18 protein-coding genes are annotated in these 18,775 nt (G+C 56.2%); 8 read left to right on the top strand and 10 right to left on the bottom strand.

Going from position 1 to position 18,775, the window contains the following annotated elements:
• Positions 1 to 33: 33 nt before the first annotated feature.
• The 3 genes from PH7735_RS03130 to PH7735_RS03140 all read right to left on the bottom strand — a co-directional run bounded on the left by PH7735_RS03130 (position 34) and on the right by PH7735_RS03140 (position 2,293).
• Entirely contained in the window at positions 34 to 1,236 is a 1,203-nt protein-coding gene (locus PH7735_RS03130) for a UbiH/UbiF family hydroxylase (protein ID WP_058309856.1), read from the bottom strand.
• Positions 1,237 to 1,294: 58 nt separating this feature from the next.
• Entirely contained in the window at positions 1,295 to 1,525 is a 231-nt protein-coding gene (locus tag PH7735_RS03135) for a hypothetical protein (protein ID WP_058309857.1), read from the bottom strand.
• 123 nt (positions 1,526 to 1,648) lie between these two features.
• A complete protein-coding gene (locus PH7735_RS03140) occupies positions 1,649 to 2,293 on the bottom strand; it encodes a pyrimidine 5'-nucleotidase (RefSeq protein ID WP_058309858.1) in 645 nt (214 codons plus the stop codon).
• Positions 2,294 to 2,407: 114 nt separating this feature from the next.
• Between PH7735_RS03140 and PH7735_RS03145 the strand changes: the two genes are divergently transcribed.
• Positions 2,408 to 3,046, top strand: a complete 639-nt coding sequence (locus PH7735_RS03145) for a GntR family transcriptional regulator (protein ID WP_058309859.1) — start codon at positions 2,408 to 2,410, stop codon at positions 3,044 to 3,046.
• On the opposite strand, the gene PH7735_RS03150 is transcribed toward PH7735_RS03145, so the two are convergent.
• Positions 3,002 to 4,918 carry a glycosyltransferase gene (locus PH7735_RS03150; protein WP_058309860.1) on the bottom strand — a complete coding sequence of 639 codons (1,917 nt, stop codon included), beginning with the start codon at positions 4,916 to 4,918 and terminating at the stop codon, positions 3,002 to 3,004. The two genes, PH7735_RS03145 and PH7735_RS03150, sit on opposite strands and share 45 nt — an antisense overlap.
• 87 nt (positions 4,919 to 5,005) lie before the next feature.
• Positions 5,006 to 6,160, bottom strand: coding sequence for a glutamine-hydrolyzing carbamoyl-phosphate synthase small subunit (carA, locus tag PH7735_RS03155; protein ID WP_058309861.1), 1,155 nt, complete (start codon positions 6,158 to 6,160; stop codon positions 5,006 to 5,008).
• Positions 6,161 to 6,341: 181 nt separating this feature from the next.
• On the opposite strand from carA, the gene PH7735_RS03160 reads away from it, so the two are divergent.
• The 3 genes from PH7735_RS03160 to PH7735_RS03170 all read left to right on the top strand — a co-directional run bounded on the left by PH7735_RS03160 (position 6,342) and on the right by PH7735_RS03170 (position 10,001).
• Positions 6,342 to 6,800 carry a GatB/YqeY domain-containing protein gene (locus tag PH7735_RS03160; RefSeq protein ID WP_058309862.1) on the top strand — a complete coding sequence of 153 codons (459 nt, stop codon included), beginning with the start codon at positions 6,342 to 6,344 and terminating at the stop codon, positions 6,798 to 6,800.
• A 267-nt stretch (positions 6,801 to 7,067) separates the two neighbouring features.
• A complete protein-coding gene (locus PH7735_RS03165; protein ID WP_058309863.1) occupies positions 7,068 to 7,724 on the top strand; it encodes a hypothetical protein in 657 nt (218 codons plus the stop codon).
• A 222-nt stretch (positions 7,725 to 7,946) separates the two neighbouring features.
• Positions 7,947 to 10,001: a calcium-binding protein gene (locus PH7735_RS03170; RefSeq protein ID WP_058309864.1), complete on the top strand. Its 2,055-nt coding sequence runs from the start codon at positions 7,947 to 7,949 to the stop codon at positions 9,999 to 10,001.
• A 2-nt stretch (positions 10,002 to 10,003) separates the two neighbouring features.
• Here the strand turns inward: PH7735_RS03170 and PH7735_RS03175 are convergent, their stop codons facing one another.
• Both PH7735_RS03175 and PH7735_RS03180 read right to left on the bottom strand, forming a co-directional pair.
• On the bottom strand, positions 10,004 to 10,804 hold the full coding sequence (locus tag PH7735_RS03175) for a phytanoyl-CoA dioxygenase family protein (protein WP_058309865.1): 801 nt from the start codon (positions 10,802 to 10,804) through the stop codon (positions 10,004 to 10,006).
• Between the two features lie 86 nt (positions 10,805 to 10,890).
• A complete protein-coding gene (locus PH7735_RS03180; RefSeq protein WP_233488266.1) occupies positions 10,891 to 12,561 on the bottom strand; it encodes a phospholipase D family protein in 1,671 nt (556 codons plus the stop codon).
• Between the two features lie 146 nt (positions 12,562 to 12,707).
• Between PH7735_RS03180 and PH7735_RS03185 the strand changes: the two genes are divergently transcribed.
• From PH7735_RS03185 to PH7735_RS03195, 3 genes are all read left to right on the top strand, one after another.
• Complete coding sequence (locus PH7735_RS03185; RefSeq protein WP_058309866.1) at positions 12,708 to 13,361, top strand: protein-L-isoaspartate O-methyltransferase family protein; 654 nt, start codon at positions 12,708 to 12,710, stop codon at positions 13,359 to 13,361.
• Between the two features lie 58 nt (positions 13,362 to 13,419).
• A complete protein-coding gene (locus tag PH7735_RS03190) occupies positions 13,420 to 14,838 on the top strand; it encodes a TolC family outer membrane protein (RefSeq protein ID WP_058309867.1) in 1,419 nt (472 codons plus the stop codon).
• 72 nt (positions 14,839 to 14,910) lie between these two features.
• Positions 14,911 to 15,822: a hypothetical protein gene (locus PH7735_RS03195; protein WP_058309868.1), complete on the top strand. Its 912-nt coding sequence runs from the start codon at positions 14,911 to 14,913 to the stop codon at positions 15,820 to 15,822.
• Between the two features lie 142 nt (positions 15,823 to 15,964).
• Here the strand turns inward: PH7735_RS03195 and PH7735_RS03200 are convergent, their stop codons facing one another.
• Positions 15,965 to 16,285: a DUF6280 family protein gene (locus PH7735_RS03200; RefSeq protein WP_058309869.1), complete on the bottom strand. Its 321-nt coding sequence runs from the start codon at positions 16,283 to 16,285 to the stop codon at positions 15,965 to 15,967.
• Positions 16,286 to 16,503: 218 nt separating this feature from the next.
• On the opposite strand from PH7735_RS03200, the gene efp reads away from it, so the two are divergent.
• The gene (gene efp / locus PH7735_RS03205) at positions 16,504 to 17,067 is read left to right on the top strand and encodes an elongation factor P (protein ID WP_058309870.1); all 564 of its coding nucleotides are present in this window, start codon (positions 16,504 to 16,506) and stop codon (positions 17,065 to 17,067) included.
• Positions 17,068 to 17,196: 129 nt separating this feature from the next.
• Here the strand turns inward: efp and PH7735_RS03210 are convergent, their stop codons facing one another.
• Positions 17,197 to 18,003 (bottom strand): fructosamine kinase family protein, encoded by an 807-nt coding sequence (locus tag PH7735_RS03210; protein WP_058309871.1) that lies wholly within the window; start codon positions 18,001 to 18,003, stop codon positions 17,197 to 17,199.
• Positions 18,000 to 18,740 carry a CAF17-like 4Fe-4S cluster assembly/insertion protein YgfZ gene (gene ygfZ, locus PH7735_RS03215; RefSeq protein WP_058311120.1) on the bottom strand — a complete coding sequence of 247 codons (741 nt, stop codon included), beginning with the start codon at positions 18,738 to 18,740 and terminating at the stop codon, positions 18,000 to 18,002. The genes PH7735_RS03210 and ygfZ overlap by 4 nt, the downstream gene beginning before the upstream one ends.
• Between the last annotated feature and the right edge of the window lie 35 nt (positions 18,741 to 18,775).

The following is an 18,775-nucleotide window of genomic DNA, read 5'->3' on the forward strand; positions in this document are numbered from 1 at the left end:
GGCCAGAACACTGGCCCCTGATCCGCCGCTTTGCTAGCGCGCGCCCAGCCCCATTTGCATCAATGTCTTGCGCACGGGTTCCATTGAATAAAGCGCATTGAGGCCCATCGCCCGTGCATCCCGCAATGGTCGGGCTTCGACCATTGATGCGCGGTTCAAGAGGTCGATGCCTTTCACCCGCAACTTCACTTCGGCAAACCGTTTGCGATGGTAGGTCTCGAGCATTTTATTGCTGCCCAGATCAGATGGATTGGCGCGGGCCAGATCCAGCAGGATGCGCATATCGCCCAGCGACATGTTCAGACCTTGCGCCCCAATGGGGGGGACAACATGCGCGGCCTCTGCAACAAGGGCCAGTCGTTCGCCATAAAGACGTTCGGCCGATTGCGAGATGATCGGCCAGATGGTGCGCCGCGAGGCAAGTGTCAGCGGGCCAAACAAAGAGCAGCTTCGTTCGGTCATTTCCCGTTCAAAATCTGCCACGTCCATTTCGAACAATTCGGTCGCACGCGGGCCACGTTCCATCCACACCAGTGCAGATGAAGGTTTGCGCTGATAGTCGGGCAGGGGCACCAGTGTAAACGGACCGCCGGAACGGTGAATTTCCGTAGAAACGTTCTCGTGCGGGATCGGGTGTGTCACCGCAAAGGCAAGAGCCTTTTGGCCATAGCGGGTGGTGTGCACACCGATGTCAGCGGCCTCTCGCATTGTTGAATTGCGCCCGTCCGCCGCAATAACCAGACGTGCCCGTGTACGGCTTCCGTCTGACAGTGTCACGCGCGCTTCGTTTGTGCGGGTAAAAAGGGTGGTCGTGGCGGTGCCAAGGCGCAGATCAACCTGTTCCATCTCTGCCAGCCGAGCCAGCATCTCGCGGCGCAACAGCCAGTTCGGCAGGTTCCAGCCAAACGGCTGATCCGATATGTCCGAAGCGTTGAAGTTTTTCACAATCCGCGGCTCTGGCACGTCGCCGCCCGCGTCCACAATGCGCATCACCTGCAAGGGGGCTGCATGCGGGGAAAGCCGGTCCCAGATGCCCGCTTCATCAAGCAAGGTTCTGGCGGGTTGCAGAAATGCGGTTGTACGCAAATCCGAACCGTCCGCGTCACGCTCTGTGACGGGGGGTGTCGGATCAACGCATTGCACGGAAAAGCCTGCGCTGGCAAATGCGGCAGCCGCAGTAAGCCCGGCGATACCGCCGCCGGAAATAAGAATATCGACTTGGGATTCGGTGGTCATTGGAGCCTCCTGCCGCTCAATCTAGCGCTGTGCGGCAGGGGTTCCAAGAGGTCGTTTGTCACCCGCGGGCAACAATAATCAGCAAGAGGTAAATCACCGGAACGGCACAGAGTGCAGGGATGTAAAGACCGGGTACGCCAAATGCATAAATGGCCGAGCCCCAGGCCACGACAACGGCAGCCAGCACGGCATAGATCATTTTCAGACCTTGGGCGCTGATGGCTTCATCGTCATGCGCGTCGGTTGCGACTTCTACTTCGATTTCTGGGTTTGTGTCGGTCAGGCTCATTACGCGGTCTCCGATGAGGGGTTAATCTTCCTGTTTGCTTATTACGCTGCAGTGCAGCAATCAAGACATATTCTGAAACGTGAATTGATATATCGAGAGGTTTGAATTTGTGTTTCGCCCTTTCTAAGAGAGCTTTCGCAGGAAGGCGGACAGGTCGTCCGTGTGGTGGTGGATATGGTCCGCTTCGTGCGGATCTGGTGCAACATGAACGGTTTTCATGCCCATTTCATGCGGAACCATGAGGTTTCGCTGCTCATCCTCGAACATCGCAGCGGTCTGCGTGGTCACGCCGTCCAGTTCGAAAACGGCTTCAAACGCGGCTTTTTCCGGCTTGGGAAGGAAGCCTGCATGCTCGACACCGTAGACTGCGTCAAATAGACCGTTCAGCCCGCGCGCCTCCAGAACCCGCTCGGCATACGGGGCGGTGCCGTTGGTGTAGACGATACGACGCCCCGGCAAGGCGCGAATTTCAGACGCGAGCGCGTGATCTGTTTCCAGATGATCAAGCGAGATATCGTGAACGTCGACCAGATAGGGAGCAGGGTCCACATCATGTTCGCGCATCAGACCGGCAAGGGTTGTGCCGTACTGGGCCCAATACTGTTTGCGCAATTGATCTGCGCGCGGTTGGTCCACGCCAAGCGCGTTCATCACATAATCCGTCATCCGCACCTCGATCTGATCGAACAGGCGGCACTTGGGCGGATAAAGTGTGTTGTCGAGATCAAAGACCCAAGTCGAAACGTGAGAGAAAGCTTGTTTTGGCATGGCCTGTAGATAGGGTGTGCCCGAGCCGCGTGCAATGGCAGGGTTGCATGTTATGCCCTGCCTTTCGTAACCTGACCGCCAGCGCCGCAAGAGCGCAAAGGGGAGATTATTAAAATGGCGCCAAGCAAACAGCCGCACCGGGATGCGTATTCGCTGATCCTCGAAGCGATTGATGTCGGGGTCTACAAGCCTGGTGATCGTCTGGTCGAAAGCGATCTGGCCGAACGTTTCGGCGTGTCGCGCACGCCCATCCGGGAAGCCTTGCAGCGCCTTGAAACGCAATCCCTTTTGGCGCGGGACGGGCGCAGCCTGATCGTGTCTTCCCTTGATCACAACCAAATGGCCGAATTGTATGTCGTGCGCACGGAACTGGAGGGGTTGGCTGCCCGTCTTGCGGCGCGTCATGCCACAGCGGAAGAGGTGCGCGTCCTGAAGGACATGGTTGAGGAAGACCATGCCCTGGTGAACGACCCTTCGGCCCTTGCGCGCGCAAACCGGCGGTTTCACAAACAAATCCATCTGGCGTCCCACAACCGGTATCTGGTTCAACAGCTGGATCTGGTGCACCGCTCGATGGCGCTTATGGCGACGACGTCAATTGCGGCGGAAGGGCGAGGGGAAGACACCCTTGTTGAACACGCGGCCATCGTGAAAGCGATTGAAGAACGGAATGAAAGCGGTGCCTACGAAGCGCTCAAAGCCCACATTTCACAGGCTTTCGTCACCCGCCTGAAGCAGGACACTGACGCCTGAGTGGTGGGCGTCGAGCCCTTCTTTTGTCTTTCCATGGGCGGTCTTGTCCCAAAAATACGGGGCAAACAGCAATTCGTAAAAGGCCTTGTACGCGGCAATCGTCGCTAGTGGAAAATAGAGCACCATCGTCAACACCCACGGATAAAGGCGCGGGCGGTCCAGACCGCTAACGGCCCAAAGTGATATACAGGCATTGACGATGCCAAACACACTAAGAGCGGACGCCACGCCAAACGACAAAGGGCGGGGGATCAAAGTATCACCGGTCAGCGTGAAACCAAATGCATTGCCCCAGAACAGCCAGAGCAAGGGCGCGAGCAAAAACTGCGAAAGGGTTGCCGCAAAAATAAGCTGTAGCCCCAGAAACTTGCGTCCACCAATTTCCGAGATCAACCGCATCGGCCGTCGCATATGTACAAGGTAGGTGATCATATATCCCTTGAGCCATCGTGAACGCTGTTTGATCCACGGCAGCGGGCGACAGTTTGCCTCTTCCTGTGTGACACAAGGCAAAAGCTCTGTGCGATAGCCAAACCGGGCCAGACGCACACCAAGATCCGCGTCTTCTGTCACGTTATGGGCGTCCCACCCGCCAATGGTCTCGATCACCTCGCGGCGCAGAAAAAGGGTCGTGCCGCCAAGGGGAATGGCAAAGCCCAACCGCGCCAAACCGGGCAGAATGATGCGGAACCACGTTGCATATTCGATCGTAAAGCACCGTGAAATCCAATTCGTGAACGGGTTATAGTAATCAAGGATACCCTGAACACAGGCGACATCTTGCGGCGCCGATTCAAAATGACAGGCAACTTTTTCAAGCTGATCTGGCGCGGGGGCGTCTTCGGCATCCCAAATGCCAACGATGTCGCCGCGACAAAAATCCAACGCATAGTTCAGGGCGCGGGGCTTTGTGGTCAATCCATCGCCAGCGGGCACAACCACCACCCGCATCCAGCTGGGCAAGGTGGAATTGGCAATCGTGCGATGCGTGATGTCATCATGTTCTTCCAAAACAAGAAGCACATCCAACAGCGCCTTTGGATAGCTGAGACGGGACAATCGCCTGATCAGGGCGCCCGCGATATCGTGCTCTTTGAACAAGGGCACCATCACGCTGATGCGTGGCAGTTTTTGTTTCATGGTCACGCGCATTGGTGGGGGCCGTTCGCCGGCGCGCGCAAGGGTCGCAAAAAGCTTCATGAAGAAGATCGCGCATTGCGCAATCAGGACCCAACCCAATAGCGCGAGAAACGTGGCCTTTGGCGCAAGTATGATTGCCGTGATCAAGACAAGCAGACAGGCGCACAACATGCGATGTGACAAGGTATGGGCCGATGAGGGACGACAGCTGTATTCGGTGTTGGGCCGCGCTTCGGCCTGCGCAACCAGCTCTTTGCGGTAAAGATCTCTGAGAATAGACGTAACAGCGTCCTCAGAGGCCACCGCGATTTTTGCCCGCTGCAACGAGGCAGGAAGTGCATCGCGCAGTGCTGCAATACGCTCGGGGCGTCCGGTCACCAGAACAACGCCATCTGTGTTTTGTCGCCATGCCAAAACGTTGTGCTTGAGACAAAAGCCGGGCGCGAGCAATGAGCGCAGGGCCGGTGAGGGGGCTGGGGCCGTTTCTAAAGAGACAAAGTCATACCCTTCGGCTTGGGCAAAGGCTTTGGAACATGCCTCGGAACCGATCGCCCCTTCGGACACCAGAATTTCACCCAAAGTGGCGTCCCACAAGTCCAACTGCCGGTGCGCACCAAGCATCGCCTTGGGCGATACGCTTGAATGGCTTTGCAATATCTGGGCAACACTTTGGGGCCGCTGAAAAGGAAGGGCGGCTTCAGAGAATTGATGTTTGGAACTGGGATTGTTCATTACCGCCCTAGCACAGCCTTTCGACAGGCTGTGCCGGGGTGGTTAACAATGGGTTAATCTGACGCCTTTTCTAAAAAAGCGTGCCGATTATGCGCGTGCAGCCATTTGGTCTGCGAACTTTTCGAACAGATAGAAGCTGTCCTGCGGACCGGGGCTGGCTTCCGGGTGGTGCTGAACCGAGAAGACGGGCTTGTCAGACAGGCGGATGCCGCAGTTGGATCCATCAAACAAAGAAATGTGGGTTTCCAGCACACCGTCCGGCAGGGTTTGGCTGTCGACAGCAAACCCGTGGTTCATGGATGTGATTTCCACCTTGCCTGTATCGTTGTCTTTTACAGGGTGGTTTGCACCGTGGTGGCCGTGGTTCATTTTTACCGTTTTGGCACCAAGAGCGAGTGCCAGCATCTGGTGACCCAGACAAATACCAAAGACAGGCAGATCAGCTTCCAGAACACCTTTGATCATGGGCACGGCATATTCACCGGTTGCCGCTGGATCGCCGGGACCGTTTGAAAGGAAAACGCCGTCTGGGTTATGCGCCAAAACCTCTTCCGCCGTTGCGGTGGCCGGTAGAACGGTCACATCACATCCAGCGGAGGCAAGGCAACGCAGGATGTTACGCTTTGCGCCAAAGTCGATCGCAACAACTTTGTGCTTGGCGTTTTCCTGACGTGCATAGCCATCGGGCCACGCCCAACGCATTTCATCCCAACGATAGGATTGGGCGCAAGTGACTTCCTTGGCGAGGTCCAGACCTTCAAGACCGGAAAAGGCGCGGGCTTTGGCAACCAATGCAGCGGTGTCAAAATTTCCATCCGGATCATGCGCAAGCGCCACGTGCGGGGCACCTTGTTGGCGGATCGCACGGGTCAGGCGGCGCGTGTCGACACCACCAATCGCAATCCGGCCACGCGAGGCAAGCCAGTTTGACAACGTGTCGGTCGAGCGCCAGCTTGACGGCTCGGTCGGATCCCACTTGACCACCATGCCGGCAGCAACAGGGTCAGCGGTCTCGTCGTCTTCGGGGGTGACACCGGTGTTGCCGATGTGAGGGAAAGTAAAGGTCACAACTTGTCCGGCATAAGACGGGTCGGTCATGATTTCCTGATAGCCTGTCATTGCAGTGTTAAAGCAGAGCTCGGCGACTGTTTCTCCGGTGGCTCCGAAACCGCGTCCGTAGAACAGGGTTCCGTCTGCGAGTGCAAGACATGCGGTCGGTGTGTTCTGGGTATCTGTGGGCATTCGCGACTCTCCGGATGACAAATTGTCGGGAAACTATGTCGAGGCGGGCGCAGCGTCAAGGGAAGGCGAAAATACAATAGTGTTAGTTTTCAATGGTTTAATATTTTAACGCCAAGGTTGCCTCGCGGAATAGCTTTATATATGGTCCAAGCCTTGTGTTTATCAGCAAACGGCTAAGTCAATGACACTGAGAGAACAGATCAATACGGCCCTGAAACAGGCGATGCGTGATCGCGCTGCGGAGCGGCTTTCAACTTTGCGTCTTATCAGCGCTGCGATCAAAGATCGTGACATTGCGGCACGTGGTGAAGGCAATGAAGACGGTGTGGGCGAGGCCGAAGTGCTTCAGATCCTCTCCAAGATGGTCAAGCAACGCCAGGAAAGCGCGCGCACCTACGAAGAAGGCGGGCGTTTGGACCTTGCAGAGCGGGAACTGAACGAGATCACCGTGATCGAGGAATTTCTTCCAAAACAGCTGGGAGATGCCGAAGTCGAGAAAGCCATCACCGATGCGATTGCAGAGGTTGGGGCAAGTTCGATCCGTGACATGGGTAAGATCATGGGCGCGCTCAAGTCGAAATACACAGGCCAGATGGACTTTGGAAAAGTGGGTCCAATGGTGAAAGATCAGCTCAGCTAGGGCGCGGTAACGCAGTTGTGACACTGGTTCATCTTGCGGTGGATATGGTGTTTTTCCTTGTTTTACTGCCTAAAACTGTGGCGAAAACGGGCTGAAACACCGGCGCGCGACCCGCACCTCTTTTAAAGAGGTGTATTGAATGCTATATTGAATACGGATAAGGCGTTTCGCTCCTTTTGGGCGAACCGTCTATGAGTCGTTATTAAATTGACCCCTATCCACCTTTGTGGGTTCGAGGCCAGAGCCACTTTGCAGAAAGCAGATCGCATGGCATTGTATCATCTTTATGAAGACCGGCACACGAATTCCGTGGGCGTGTCGCAAAACGAACGTGGTTTGTTTGCCCTTGTGGAGCTGTTCCTTTTGACAGCCATTTTGGTTGGCGTTGTTTTCACGGTTTACGTGGATGCCGTGATCCTTGGTAACGGCCTGTCCGAAAGCTCGATCACGGAAAACCTGCACAACCTGTTTATTCTGGCATCGTCTTTGGCGTTTATCGCGGGTGCGGTGCGCTTTCCGGAAAAGCGCGGGTATCTCGCAATTGTCGGCACGCTGTTCATGGGGTTGTTCATCCGCGAAAACGACGTCTGGTTTGATTTCATCTGGCAGGGTTTCTGGCAAGTGCCCGCCGCGATTGCCCTCGTGATCGGATCAACTGTTGTCTGGCGTAACCGAGAGACCGTCACGGAACCGTTCTTCCAGCATTTCGACAGCCGTTACTTCACGTTTGTCTACTTGGGATTCCTTTTGCTGGTCGTCTTTAGCCGCCTGTTTGGAACAAGTGCCATTTGGGAGGCCGTGATGCAGGGCGCCTATACGCCCGGTTTCAAAACGGTGATTCAGGAAGGCTTGGAACTGCTGGGCTATACAATTGTGTTTTACGGGTCGCTGATGTCCCTGTGGAACCGGTTCGGCGACAGGTAACCTCGCCCCCTTTTTAAATTCGAACATTTGCGGCGGGCCCTCTGTTAGGGCCCGTTTTGATTCGTTGCCGTGTGGTCAGAGATTTCAATTATATTTCAATCATTTGCGACGCGATTAACGGCGCAGAGCAATTTCGGCTACACTTTGATCATTCGTTTTTCAGGGGGACCGGCGTCTCTTTTGCCGGTGTCCGCACATACCAAGTTATTTTAGGAGAGGAATATGACCAATTATTACGATGCGCAAAGCGCGCCGCATTTGGTGAATACCTTTTCAGACAGAACACAAATCGGGTCGGCAATTACCCCCCTGATCGATGGCGGCTATGTCATCGTCTGGGCCTCGCACGAGGAAGCTGGTGGAAGTCAAACGGATGTCAAAGGCCAGATTTTTGCCGATGACGGATCGCCCGTTGGCGAAGAGCTGTTGCTCAACCAAGAGACCGAAGGAACCCAGACCCAGCCAGCCGTCTATGCGCGCCCCGATGGTGGATTTCAGGTGCTTTACCGCGCGAATGGTGCGGATTCTTCCGGTTCCGGTATTCTTGGGCGGGGATTTGACGCAACCGGCACGCCCGTTTCGGATGAGTTCCTGATCAATGCGGGCGCCGAAGACGGCACCCAGTTTGATCCAGAGTTCGTCATCCTGTCGCATGATTTCGGAAACCGGGTGTTTGAAGAGATGGTCGCGGTCTGGCTGTCACTGCCCACCGGTGCAGACGCGGCAACGGGCCTCGCCGCCACGAACATAGGGCTGGAAGCGGGGTCTCATTCCTACGTGCGGGACCTTGATGGGGGAAGCCGACCCGATCAGCCCCACGGGGCAGAAGATCCGCAGCGCTCGCGTCCGGATATCGCGCTTTTGAATGATGGACGGGCGGTTGCGGTCTGGCATGTTGCCGATGTGCATGATCTGGCCTCGGTTTATCCTGGCATCGTTGGGGTGATCTCGGATTCAACCGGCCTGTTGTCGTCCCGCAGGGAATTCACCGTCGCAACCCGCCCCGAAGGATATCCCATAGCCGACCCCTCTGTTGCCGCTCTGAGTGATGGCGGATTTGTTGTGGCCTATCACACGGACCCCTTCGACAACGGGAACTATCGGATCAGCTGGGTGACATATGATGAAGACGGAGACCGGGAACGCAGCGGCATGGTACGCCGAGACGGGGGTGTCCCGAACGACGAAGGCATTGTCATCTTTCCTATCGGGACGACCTTCGCTCCAGAATTCAACAGTCAGGTTGTCGGGCTTCCCGGTGGTGGCTTTTTGCTGTTGTGGTGGTCGCCTGCCCATGAAGACTCGCCCAATGGTATCTACGCGCAGGAGTTCAATGCGGAAGGAGACGCCCAGCACGGCATCGTCGAGCTTGTCGCCGACACGCCCATCAATGGCGACATCGAGGTGGCAGCGCTTGATGACGGTGATCTGGTTTTGACGTGGACCTCAAACGCGGCTGGTACAGACGGCTACGATATTATGTCCCAACGCATTTCCCGTCTGGGGGATTTGCGCGGGGATGACGAAGACAATGTCTTGGTCGGAGGATCGCTGTTTGACCGGATCGAAGGGGGCGCAGGGGACGATACCCTGACCGGCGGCAATGGCGGAGACACCCTGATTGGGGGCGCCGGCAACGACATCATAATCGGGCACGGTGATACACGCGACAAGCGCGACGTTGTCTATGCAGGTGACGGCGACGACAGCGTCAGTGGCGGCTGGGGGAATGACGAACTGCGTGGCGATGCCGGAAATGACACGCTCGAAGGCGGCTTCGGGTCCGACACCGTAATTGGGGGCGCGGGCCATGATCATGTCAACGGTTCGGCGTGGTCAGACATGTTATTCGGCGGCGGCGACGATGACTTTGTAAATGGCGGTTTTGGCCACGACAGTCTGAATGGGGGAGCGGGGGCTGATACCTTCTTTCATCTGGGGACTGCAGATCACGGTTCAGACTGGATTCAGGATTTTGATGATGCCGAAGGGGATATTCTTGTCTTCGGGGACGTTTCTGCCACTGCGGACGACTTTCAGGTCAACTATGCCCATCGCGACTTTTCCGGCTCGGACTTCGTGGACGAGGCCTTTATTATCTATCGTCCAACAGGACAGATCATTTGGGCCTTGGTCGATGGCGGGGCTCAGGCCAGCATCCAGCTTCAGATTGCTGGCCAAAGGGCGAACATCGTCGACAGCGTGCCAACGGACGGCCCTGCCAGCATGCCGGCAGAAAGCCCCGCCGACATGTCCAACACGGATTTCCTGTTCTAGGATTAATTCGCGGGCCAGATAACGGGGAACCAATCTTCACGCAGCTTTTGTCCGGGTACCATACCGTGTTCGGGGAAGGGCGGAGAGGTCGGTCCGGGGCGCTCGATATATCTGGCGTCGTCCCCCACCAGCCGGAGCGAGAACGCCCGCCGTCTCGAGGGCGAGGTGTTGCCACGGGCGCCATGCAGGATGTCATAATTGAACGCCACCGCATCGCCCGGCATCATGTCCCATTCACGAATGGTCATGCCTTCGGCATCCGGGTCCGGGATCGGCATATAGTCGTCTTCATTGGGAAAGAAGCTTTCTTCGCTGACCCAACGTGTGGGCAAAACAGGTTTTTCCCATTTGTGAGATCCGGCAACCGTGCGCAAGGCCGCCTCTTTCACTGTATCCAGAGGTGACCAGAAGCTTACGGTTTGCTTGCCGCCTACGAAATAATACGGCCCATCCGTGTGCCATGGTGTGGCCATCGAGGTGCCGGGTTCTTTGACCAGAACATGGTCATGAAACACCTGAACCTCTTGGGATCGCATCAGGTCCGCAGCCACTTCTGCTGCCGGGGACGTGCGGATCACGGTTTCGAACTCGGGGATGCGTTGCCAGTTACAGTAATCATCAAAGAAACGGCCGGTTTCGCCGTCCTTTTTGTTTTCCGAAGCATAAGGGCCCGGTTCAGTCATGTTCTTGGCCACGCCTGCGCGCAGGTCTTCCACATGATCGGCAAAAAGGCCGCGGATCAAGATCACACCATCACGTTGAAAGTCGGCAATATCTTTTTCGGTCACAAGGGGATGCGGCATGGGGAAAGCTCCGTCTGTCTAGATGCGCCGAAGCTGCGCTCACACCGCGGAAAGGTCAACCAGTTGTGCTGGAAAAATGTGCAGATCTAAAGAAGCCAATCCAGCGGCAGCCAGCCGCTAAAGGATACTATCGCACGATACAGCCTGCTGACATTTGGCTCCGATGTCAGGGTTGTCTGCGTGCCGTCGTCTTCTGTTGATATCCAAACAAGTGCGCCTTGGTCGTCCTGCTTAACTTCATAGGCAAACCGCGGCGAATCAAGATGTTCTGATATCCATGTCGCGATCGTTGGACTTTCTATCAAAAGCCCCATTTCACAGTTCAGCCATGCCGAGCGCGGATCAAGATTGTAAGACCCGATAAAGGCGCGCTTGCGATCAAACGACATGACCTTGGCATGCAGGCTTGAAGCGGACCCCGCAAGGATTTCGGGCAAGCTGAGGTTGCTATGTTTCTCGCGCAACGCTTCGAGTTCGAACAGGCGCGTTCCGTTCTCCAAAAGGGCAGGGCGCTTGCGCATATAGGCCCCGTGCACGGGGGCAACATCTGTGGCTTCCATTGAATTGGTCAGGACTCGCGTTGCCACGCCATTTTCCGAAAGCTGATCAAAAATGTTCAGTGCATTTTTCGACGGCACGAAATAGGCCGACACCAGATCAACGCTCGTCTCGGCCTCAAGCGCAAAAGACGCCAGATCATGTGCGAGAAATCCTTCGGTTGATTTGCCTTTTAGCCCTTTTGTCGGCGGGTCCGAAAACAACCGGACATTTGTCCACTCAAGCGGCAGGTGCTTTTCCTGAATCCCCTGGGCCAGGGGCGAATGCAGGATCGCATTGTGGTACCCCGACCCGCGCGCGGTCTGTCGCGCGGCATCGGCGCTATCGGAAATTGAGGGCTCGTCCGGCAGGTGTGCGGGCAATACATAATCTGCGGCATAGACAGAGCCACTGTTCCAGTAGGCATCAAAGTTGTCCGAGATCTGATCGACGATTTCGCCCAAGGCCAGCACATCCACATCAACATAATGAAAGCCCTTGCCGAACTCGAAATAGATGTCCCCAATATTGCGCCCGCCAACGATCGAGGCAAACCCGTCGAACGTGATCGATTTGTTGTGCATGCGCCGGTTCAGACGCGGAAAGTCAAAAAGGTACGAGGCCAATTTGGGCTTGCGCAACGTGAACGGGTTGAAAATCCTGACTTCTGCGCTGGGCATGTTGTCCAGTTCAGCAAGCATGTTGTCGAGCCCGGAAATGCCATTGTCGTCCAACAGCAAACGAACGCGCACACCGCGCTTTGCTGCGGCTCGTAACTCGTCCAGAAGCATCACGCCGGTCGTGTCATCTTGCCAGATATAATACTGAGCATCGATCGAGGTTTGCGCTTCCTGGATCAACAGCGCGCGCGCCGTAAACGCATCGCGGCCATTGGAGAGTGGCAGAACGCCTGTTTTGCCTTCATGACGCGCAACAGCGTTTTCAACAATCTGCCCCAAACTCGACGTCCATGACGCAGAGGTATGGGTTGTGGCCTCGTTGAAATTCTTGTCCGGCAAAGGAAAGACCGCACGACACACAAAAATCGCGGCGGCGATCATCAGTCCAATCGAGAGTAGGGCACGCAGCAATCTTTTCATACCCAAACTATAGCAATCCAAATCCGTGACTGCATAGCGGTGCTGTTCAAGATTTTTGCGCACCGCACGTGGCTTGATTCCGTCCAGTGCTTTCAGCGCTGGAATTTGACCAGTGTGCATTCATGTGGTGGTGCACGAAGACTGCACTGATCCGCGAAAACAGCGGCAAATAGACCTCAGGCGAGGATTTAGCCGTATCAGCGTTGCCGAGCCTTTCGATCTGTGGCAAGACGAACTGAACCCGAGTCTGAACGAACGAGTTTAGTATGGCTGACTATGACGCATTGCGCGAAACCATGGTGGATACCCAGATCCGCCCCTCGGATGTTACCAAGTACACAGTGATCGATGCGATGCTGTCTGTGCCCCGCGAGGCCTATGTGCCGCGCGAAAGACGTCAGGTGGCCTATGTTGGCGACCATGTGGCGTTGGACACCGGACGTGTTGTGATGGACCCTCGGGTTCTTGCAAAGATGCTGGATCTGGTCGACATCCAAAACGATGAACTGGTGCTGGATATTGGATCCGGCCTTGGCTATTCGGCGGCAGTGATCGCCCGCATGGCCGAAGCGGTTGTTGCTGTCGAAGACGACGAAGACCGCGTGAGCGAAGCCCAGACCATTTTGTCCGAGCAGGGCGCAGACAATGTGATCCTGCATCAGGGCGAACTGAGCGACGGCGCAAGCGCGCACGGCCCTTACGATGTCATCACCATCCAAGGCGCAGTTGAAACCTTGCCCGAGTCCATTCTGGCCCAGCTGAAAGAAGGCGGTCGTATCGTCTGTCTGTTTCAGGAAGGCGCCCTTGGAATTGTGCGGATCGGGTATCTGATCGACGGGCAGATCAACTGGCGGTTTGCCTTTAATGCGGGCGCTCCGGTTCTACCGGGATTTGAAAAGCACCGCGTTTTCAAATTGTAATTTAAAAAATATCAGCGCAAGGTCACATTGCGCTGAAACACGACAGGTCGGGGGTCACATGGCTCGAGGAATTCTGAACTCGGTGAAGGCCGGGTTTTTTGCAGTATCGGCAGCGGTGATCGTACCGGTTGCTTCTCACGCTGAAACTTTGGCGGATGCGCTAGCCAGCGCATACACACACAGTGGTCTTCTGCAGCAAAACCGCGCTCTGTTGCGTGCTGCTGACGAAGATGTGGCGGCCACCTATGCCCTGCTGCGTCCCGTTCTGAACTGGTCAAGCACCGTAACACAGGATTTCGGGACCTACTCGTCGTCCTCGACAAGCGGTCTTGATGTGAGCCTTGATTCGACCGAAGCGTTCTTTGGTCTCGGCTTCGAGCTGCTCCTTTATGATAACGGCGCGACACGCTTTGCGGTGGATGCTGCCAAAGAAACGGTTCTGTCGACTCGTCAAACGCTGGTGAATGTTGAACAGGCAATCCTGTTCGAAGCCGTTCAGGGCTTCATGGACGTTGTGCGGGATGCACAAATTGTTCAGCTTCAGCAAAACAACCTTCGCCTTGTGGCCCGCGAATTGCAGGCTGCCAAAGACCGTTTTGAAGTTGGTGAAGTCACCCGAACCGATGTCGCCCTTGCCGAAGCCCGCCTTGCTGGCGGTCGTGCGGATCTTGCCGTGGCACAAGGAAACCTGATGCAGGCACGCGAACGTTTCGCAGCCGCCACAGGTCACCAGCCGGGTGCCTTGGTGGCACCTTCGGTTGCACCGAAAACACCTGCGTCGCTCGATGACGCCAAAGCCGTCGCCATCCGGTCTCACCCGTTGATGATCAAGGCACAGCACGACATCACCACTGCCGAAATCGGCGTCATGCGTGCCCGCGCCCTCATGGGGCCGTCGGTCAAGCTGCAGGGCTCCTACGGCCTTACCGAAGATTTTAGCGACCCCTACAGCACCCACGCCGGAAGCGTCGGTATCAGTGCCACAGGCATCATCTATCAAGGTGGCCGCCAGTCCGCGCTCTATCGTCAGGCCATGGCCAACCGCGACGCGACACGTGCGGGTCTGCACGACACGCGCCACGCGATTCGCCAACAAGCCGGTAACGCATGGGCCATCCTGTCCGCAGCGACTGCACAGCTTGCCGCCAGCGGCGAACAGATCGAAGCCTCGCAAATCGCATTTGACGGTATTCGTGAAGAAGCCAAACTCGGGTCGCGTACAACACTTGATGTGTTGATCGCGGAACAAGACCTGCTGGATGCAAAATCCAACCGGATCACCGCGCAAGCGGCGCAATACTCTGCCGCATATGGCGTTTTGTCTTCGATGGGCCTTTTGACGGCGGACCATCTCAACCTGAATGTCGAGAAATACGACCCTGTTGCTTATTACAACCTGGTTGAAGATGCGCCCACGATCAGCTCGAAGCGCGGCAAGCAACTCGACAAGGTTTTGCGCGCAATCGGCAAAGAGTAACAATTTTCGCTATCTGTTGTGCGAAAATTCCCGAGGGGCTAAACTCTTTCGGAGGCTAGAGTGGTATGTGCAATGTCTGATCCAGTAAGCAATGCGGAAATCGAAGACGTGCTGTCGTCAATTCGGCGGCTTGTCTCCGAAGGGGGACGTCCGGTTGAAGCGGGGCTTGTGAAATCGCATGTGCATAAAGCGGAAACCCCTGTTGCCGACACGCCCGAGCCTGCTGACCGTCTGGTTCTGACCCCCGCGTTGCGGATCGCCGACGAAGAGGAACTCCCCTCTGAGGATACCTCTGAAGAGGTCGAAATCATCAGTGAAATAAGCGCTGATGCGCTGGCTGACGAGGCGGACGAAGACGTGTCAGACGAGGCGCAGGAAGACGCATCCGAACTGGTGTTTACACATGTGGACTATGACGCCGAAGACGACAGCGAAACCTGGGTTGAAGACGCCGAAGACACCATCGAAGAGGTCTATGACGAAGACCAGCCCGGCGACGAAGTTTACGACATCGAAGCCGAATCCGAGGACGCGCTAGAGGCCGAAGACGGCTTTGCGCTGCCGGACCCCGATTCGCGGATTTTGCGTTGGGAGAGTGTCTCCAACCCGAAGATCGAACCATACGAGCCGGATGAACCGGGTGACAGCGATTATGCTGGCACAAATATTGAGCCGCTCCAGTGGCATGGTCGTGATTACCAGGACACGACATCCGCTGATCTGGCTGACACAATGGCAGAAAGCATCGAGGCCGAAGCCGTGGCCTATGCCGAAGAAGAGATTGAACACAGCATCGCGCCGGAACTGAGCGAAACAGACGGCGATGAGTCCATCACTTTGGATGAGGCAATGCTGCGCGAGATGGTGGCTGATATCGTGCGTCAGGAATTGCAGGGCACATTGGGCGAACGTATTACGCGCAATGTGCGCAAACTGGTCCGCCGGGAAATCCACCGGGCGCTGGCCGCTCACGATTTGGGCTAGGGCATTTCTGCCCGCTCAGCGGGATAACGTCCAAGCGCGGCTCGCAGCGGACCTAATCTGATCAACAAGCCTATCGATTTTGCACAAAAGAAAAGCGCGCCTATGTGGCGCGCTTGTTCTTAAAAGTGCTTAGGTGATGTGATCAGGCGGCTTCTGCCTGTTGTGCAGCATTGCGACGTTCGCTTTCTTCGCGCGACAGCGCAACCGAGGTGCGAACACCTTTTGCCACAAAATCCATCAAGCCCGAAACAACACGTTCATTCGGGTCAATTCCTGCACAGCTCAACACTTCGCGACCATCGCGCGAACGTGCCCAGCGGGCAATTTGTTCTGGGCCATTACCGTATTTTTTGTCATCGGCAATGGCATCGTCCAAAGCGGCCAGCACCACGGCAGCAAAAAGTTTGCGTGCGCGGTTACCTTGTTCATTATTGAAAGCCGTTCCATCAACGAAATCTCGCATCTCGTCGTCCTTGTATTATTGCTCTTGCGTTTTCGGCGTGGCGCCCGTTATGGCGTACTCTTGTCGATTCGGATAGGGCGTTTATGCATAACATCTATGCAAAATACGCATGGCTTGATGAAAGCTATCTACGAGATAGGTTGCCTTGCCTCCTGTCAACGGGCCAGATATAGGTGCTGGCAATCTCATATCAACCCTTTTGACACGGTTTTGTCACAATGCCCAAGATCAACGGAAATGAAATTCGCCCCGGCGCTGTGCTGGAACATAACGGTGGCCTTTGGGCTGCGGTAAAGGTCGATCACGTGAAGCCCGGCAAAGGCGGCGCCTTCGCTCAGGTCGAAATGCGCAACCTGCGCAACGGTTCGAAACTGAACGAACGCTTCCGCAGTGCCGACAAGGTCGAGCGCGTGCGCCTGGAGCAAAAAGATCAACAATTTCTGTATGAAGACGACGGAATGCTGATCTTTATGGACACCGAAACCTACGAGCAAATCCAGCTTCCTGCTGACTTGCTCGGAGAGCGTCGCCCCTTCCTGCAGGACGGTATGACCATCGTTGTCGAGTTCTACGAAAGCGAAGCGTTGAACGCGAGCCTGCCTCAGAAAGTGACCTGCAAGATCGTCGAAACCGAGCCTGTTGTAAAAGGTCAGACCGCTGCAAATTCATTTAAACCTGCGGTTCTCGACAACGGTGTGCGCGTCATGGTGCCGCCTTTTGTCGGCCAGGACGAAGACATCGTGGTGAACACAGAGACCATGGAATACGTTGAACGCGCCTAAATGACGTCGCGTCTTTTTTTGAAAGGCCTGCCTTTTGGGCGGGCCTTTTGCATTTTTGGGCAGAGCGCGGTGGAAATTTGAGCGAAAAAATCACAGATTCCGGTGTCGCGGGGGCCGGATTTGACAGAATCAGACCCCCAAAGAGGTCAGCCTGCTGTCGACCATCCCGACATATCCCGCACCAAACAGACGCAGGTGGACCAGTGCGGGCCAAAGTTGATAGACCGGCATCCGTTGCTGCCATCCGGTCGCGGGCGTGCCATAGCCCTCCCAGAAGGCATCCGGCGGGGTGGCGAACAGATGAAGCATGGCAAGATCCACTTCGGGATCGCCAAAATAGCACGCAGGATCGATCAAAAAGGCATGGCGCGGTGTAAACACGGCGTTCCCAACCCAGAGGTCCCCGTGCAGCAGTGCTTTCGGAGGATCCGGAAGCAGCTCGGGAAGCCTCTCGATCAAAACATCCAGTCGCTTGCGCAGGTCAACGGGCACGCCTTTCGATAAGGCGCGCAGGCGATTTTCGCCCCAAAATGCAAACCAGCTGGTTTCGGGTGTGTTGCGAATGGGGACCGACCCAAAGGCATAGTCCTCCTGCCATCCGAAATGCGCGCCTGTGGTGCGGTGCAACTGTCCAAGGCTCTGCCCAAGGTCCCGCCAACCGGCGGGCGTCGGTGCGGCTTCTGGCAGGGCTTCCAGAAACAGATGCGGGCCATAGCTGCCAAGAACTTGCGGGCTGCGGGCGCCTGTCTGTGCAATAGCCAACAACATACGGGATTCCACAGCCGTCAAAGGGCCGGATTTCGACACAAGGCTTTGGCCGTCTTCCAAGGTCAGGAAGGAGACATCCGACAGGTCCCCGCCATGCAGCCGTTGTGCGGCGACAACCGGTTGCCCGAAAACATGCCTGATAGCAGTTCTCAGGTCGTCCGGGATCATTTGGTCCAGGAAACCTTTGCCGTGCCGGCTTCCATGTCCGGACCCGCGCGATCAAACCGCAGATAGGCAATGGCGCTGTCGCCGGATCGTGTCAGAAGGGTGCCAACCGCCTTGCCGCCCGAGGTGATTTCTGTGCCGGTTTCCGCAGGGCCAGTGACCGAAACCACAGACAACCCTTTGCGCAACTCGGTTTTGTGTTTCATGCGCGCGGTGACTTCCTGACCCACATAACAGCCTTTGCGGAAATCAACGCCGTTGAGCCGCTCGAAACCGGATTCAAGGATATAGCTGTCGCCGGTCAATTCGATGCCGGTTTCCGGCACACAATGGGCCACACGCAAGGCATCCCAATCCGTGGTGTCATCTGATTGTTCGGTTTCGCGATAGGCGCGCCATCCCAGTTCGGGAAGACGTGGGTCTGTCATGGCGTCTTCGGGCGCTTCACCAAGGCCACGATGCACGAACAGCGCGCTTTCCGCGATATCGACCTGCGCGCGCAGCTTGTACATGGTCAGGCGCGGCACAAGCGTTTGTGCCAGTTCGGACTCCACATCAAGAAGGATGCTGTCCCCGCGGCGCGACAAGAAGAAATCCGCGAGGTATTTCCCCTGAGGCGTGAGGATGGCGGCATAAACCAACCCCTGATCAAGGTGGCTGACGTCATTGGTCACCAATCCCTGCAAGAAATGCTCGGCATCGGGTCCTTTGATTTCGAAAACGCTACGTTTGCGGGTCATGGTCATTCCTGTTCTTACGGCTTCCAGTCATATAG

Source organism: Shimia thalassica (assembly GCF_001458215.1).
GTDB lineage: Bacteria > Pseudomonadota > Alphaproteobacteria > Rhodobacterales > Rhodobacteraceae > Shimia > Shimia thalassica.

What these genes read in the sequence shown, in the direction of transcription:
- PH7735_RS03130 (WP_058309856.1), bottom strand. Translation starts at nt 1,236, where the DNA reads ATGACCACCGAATCCCAAGTCGATATTCTTATTTCCGGCGGCGGTATC.
- PH7735_RS03135 (WP_058309857.1), bottom strand. Translation starts at nt 1,525, where the DNA reads ATGAGCCTGACCGACACAAACCCAGAAATCGAAGTAGAAGTCGCAACC.
- PH7735_RS03140 (WP_058309858.1), bottom strand. Translation starts at nt 2,293, where the DNA reads ATGCCAAAACAAGCTTTCTCTCACGTTTCGACTTGGGTCTTTGATCTC.
- PH7735_RS03145 (WP_058309859.1), top strand. Translation starts at nt 2,408, where the DNA reads ATGGCGCCAAGCAAACAGCCGCACCGGGATGCGTATTCGCTGATCCTC.
- PH7735_RS03150 (WP_058309860.1), bottom strand. Translation starts at nt 4,918, where the DNA reads ATGAACAATCCCAGTTCCAAACATCAATTCTCTGAAGCCGCCCTTCCT.
- carA (WP_058309861.1), bottom strand. Translation starts at nt 6,160, where the DNA reads ATGCCCACAGATACCCAGAACACACCGACCGCATGTCTTGCACTCGCA.
- PH7735_RS03160 (WP_058309862.1), top strand. Translation starts at nt 6,342, where the DNA reads ATGACACTGAGAGAACAGATCAATACGGCCCTGAAACAGGCGATGCGT.
- PH7735_RS03165 (WP_058309863.1), top strand. Translation starts at nt 7,068, where the DNA reads ATGGCATTGTATCATCTTTATGAAGACCGGCACACGAATTCCGTGGGC.
- PH7735_RS03170 (WP_058309864.1), top strand. Translation starts at nt 7,947, where the DNA reads ATGACCAATTATTACGATGCGCAAAGCGCGCCGCATTTGGTGAATACC.
- PH7735_RS03175 (WP_058309865.1), bottom strand. Translation starts at nt 10,804, where the DNA reads ATGCCGCATCCCCTTGTGACCGAAAAAGATATTGCCGACTTTCAACGT.
- PH7735_RS03180 (WP_233488266.1), bottom strand. Translation starts at nt 12,561, where the DNA reads ATGCACACTGGTCAAATTCCAGCGCTGAAAGCACTGGACGGAATCAAG.
- PH7735_RS03185 (WP_058309866.1), top strand. Translation starts at nt 12,708, where the DNA reads ATGGCTGACTATGACGCATTGCGCGAAACCATGGTGGATACCCAGATC.
- PH7735_RS03190 (WP_058309867.1), top strand. Translation starts at nt 13,420, where the DNA reads ATGGCTCGAGGAATTCTGAACTCGGTGAAGGCCGGGTTTTTTGCAGTA.
- PH7735_RS03195 (WP_058309868.1), top strand. Translation starts at nt 14,911, where the DNA reads ATGTCTGATCCAGTAAGCAATGCGGAAATCGAAGACGTGCTGTCGTCA.
- PH7735_RS03200 (WP_058309869.1), bottom strand. Translation starts at nt 16,285, where the DNA reads ATGCGAGATTTCGTTGATGGAACGGCTTTCAATAATGAACAAGGTAAC.
- efp (WP_058309870.1), top strand. Translation starts at nt 16,504, where the DNA reads ATGCCCAAGATCAACGGAAATGAAATTCGCCCCGGCGCTGTGCTGGAA.
- PH7735_RS03210 (WP_058309871.1), bottom strand. Translation starts at nt 18,003, where the DNA reads ATGATCCCGGACGACCTGAGAACTGCTATCAGGCATGTTTTCGGGCAA.
- ygfZ (WP_058311120.1), bottom strand. Translation starts at nt 18,740, where the DNA reads ATGACCCGCAAACGTAGCGTTTTCGAAATCAAAGGACCCGATGCCGAG.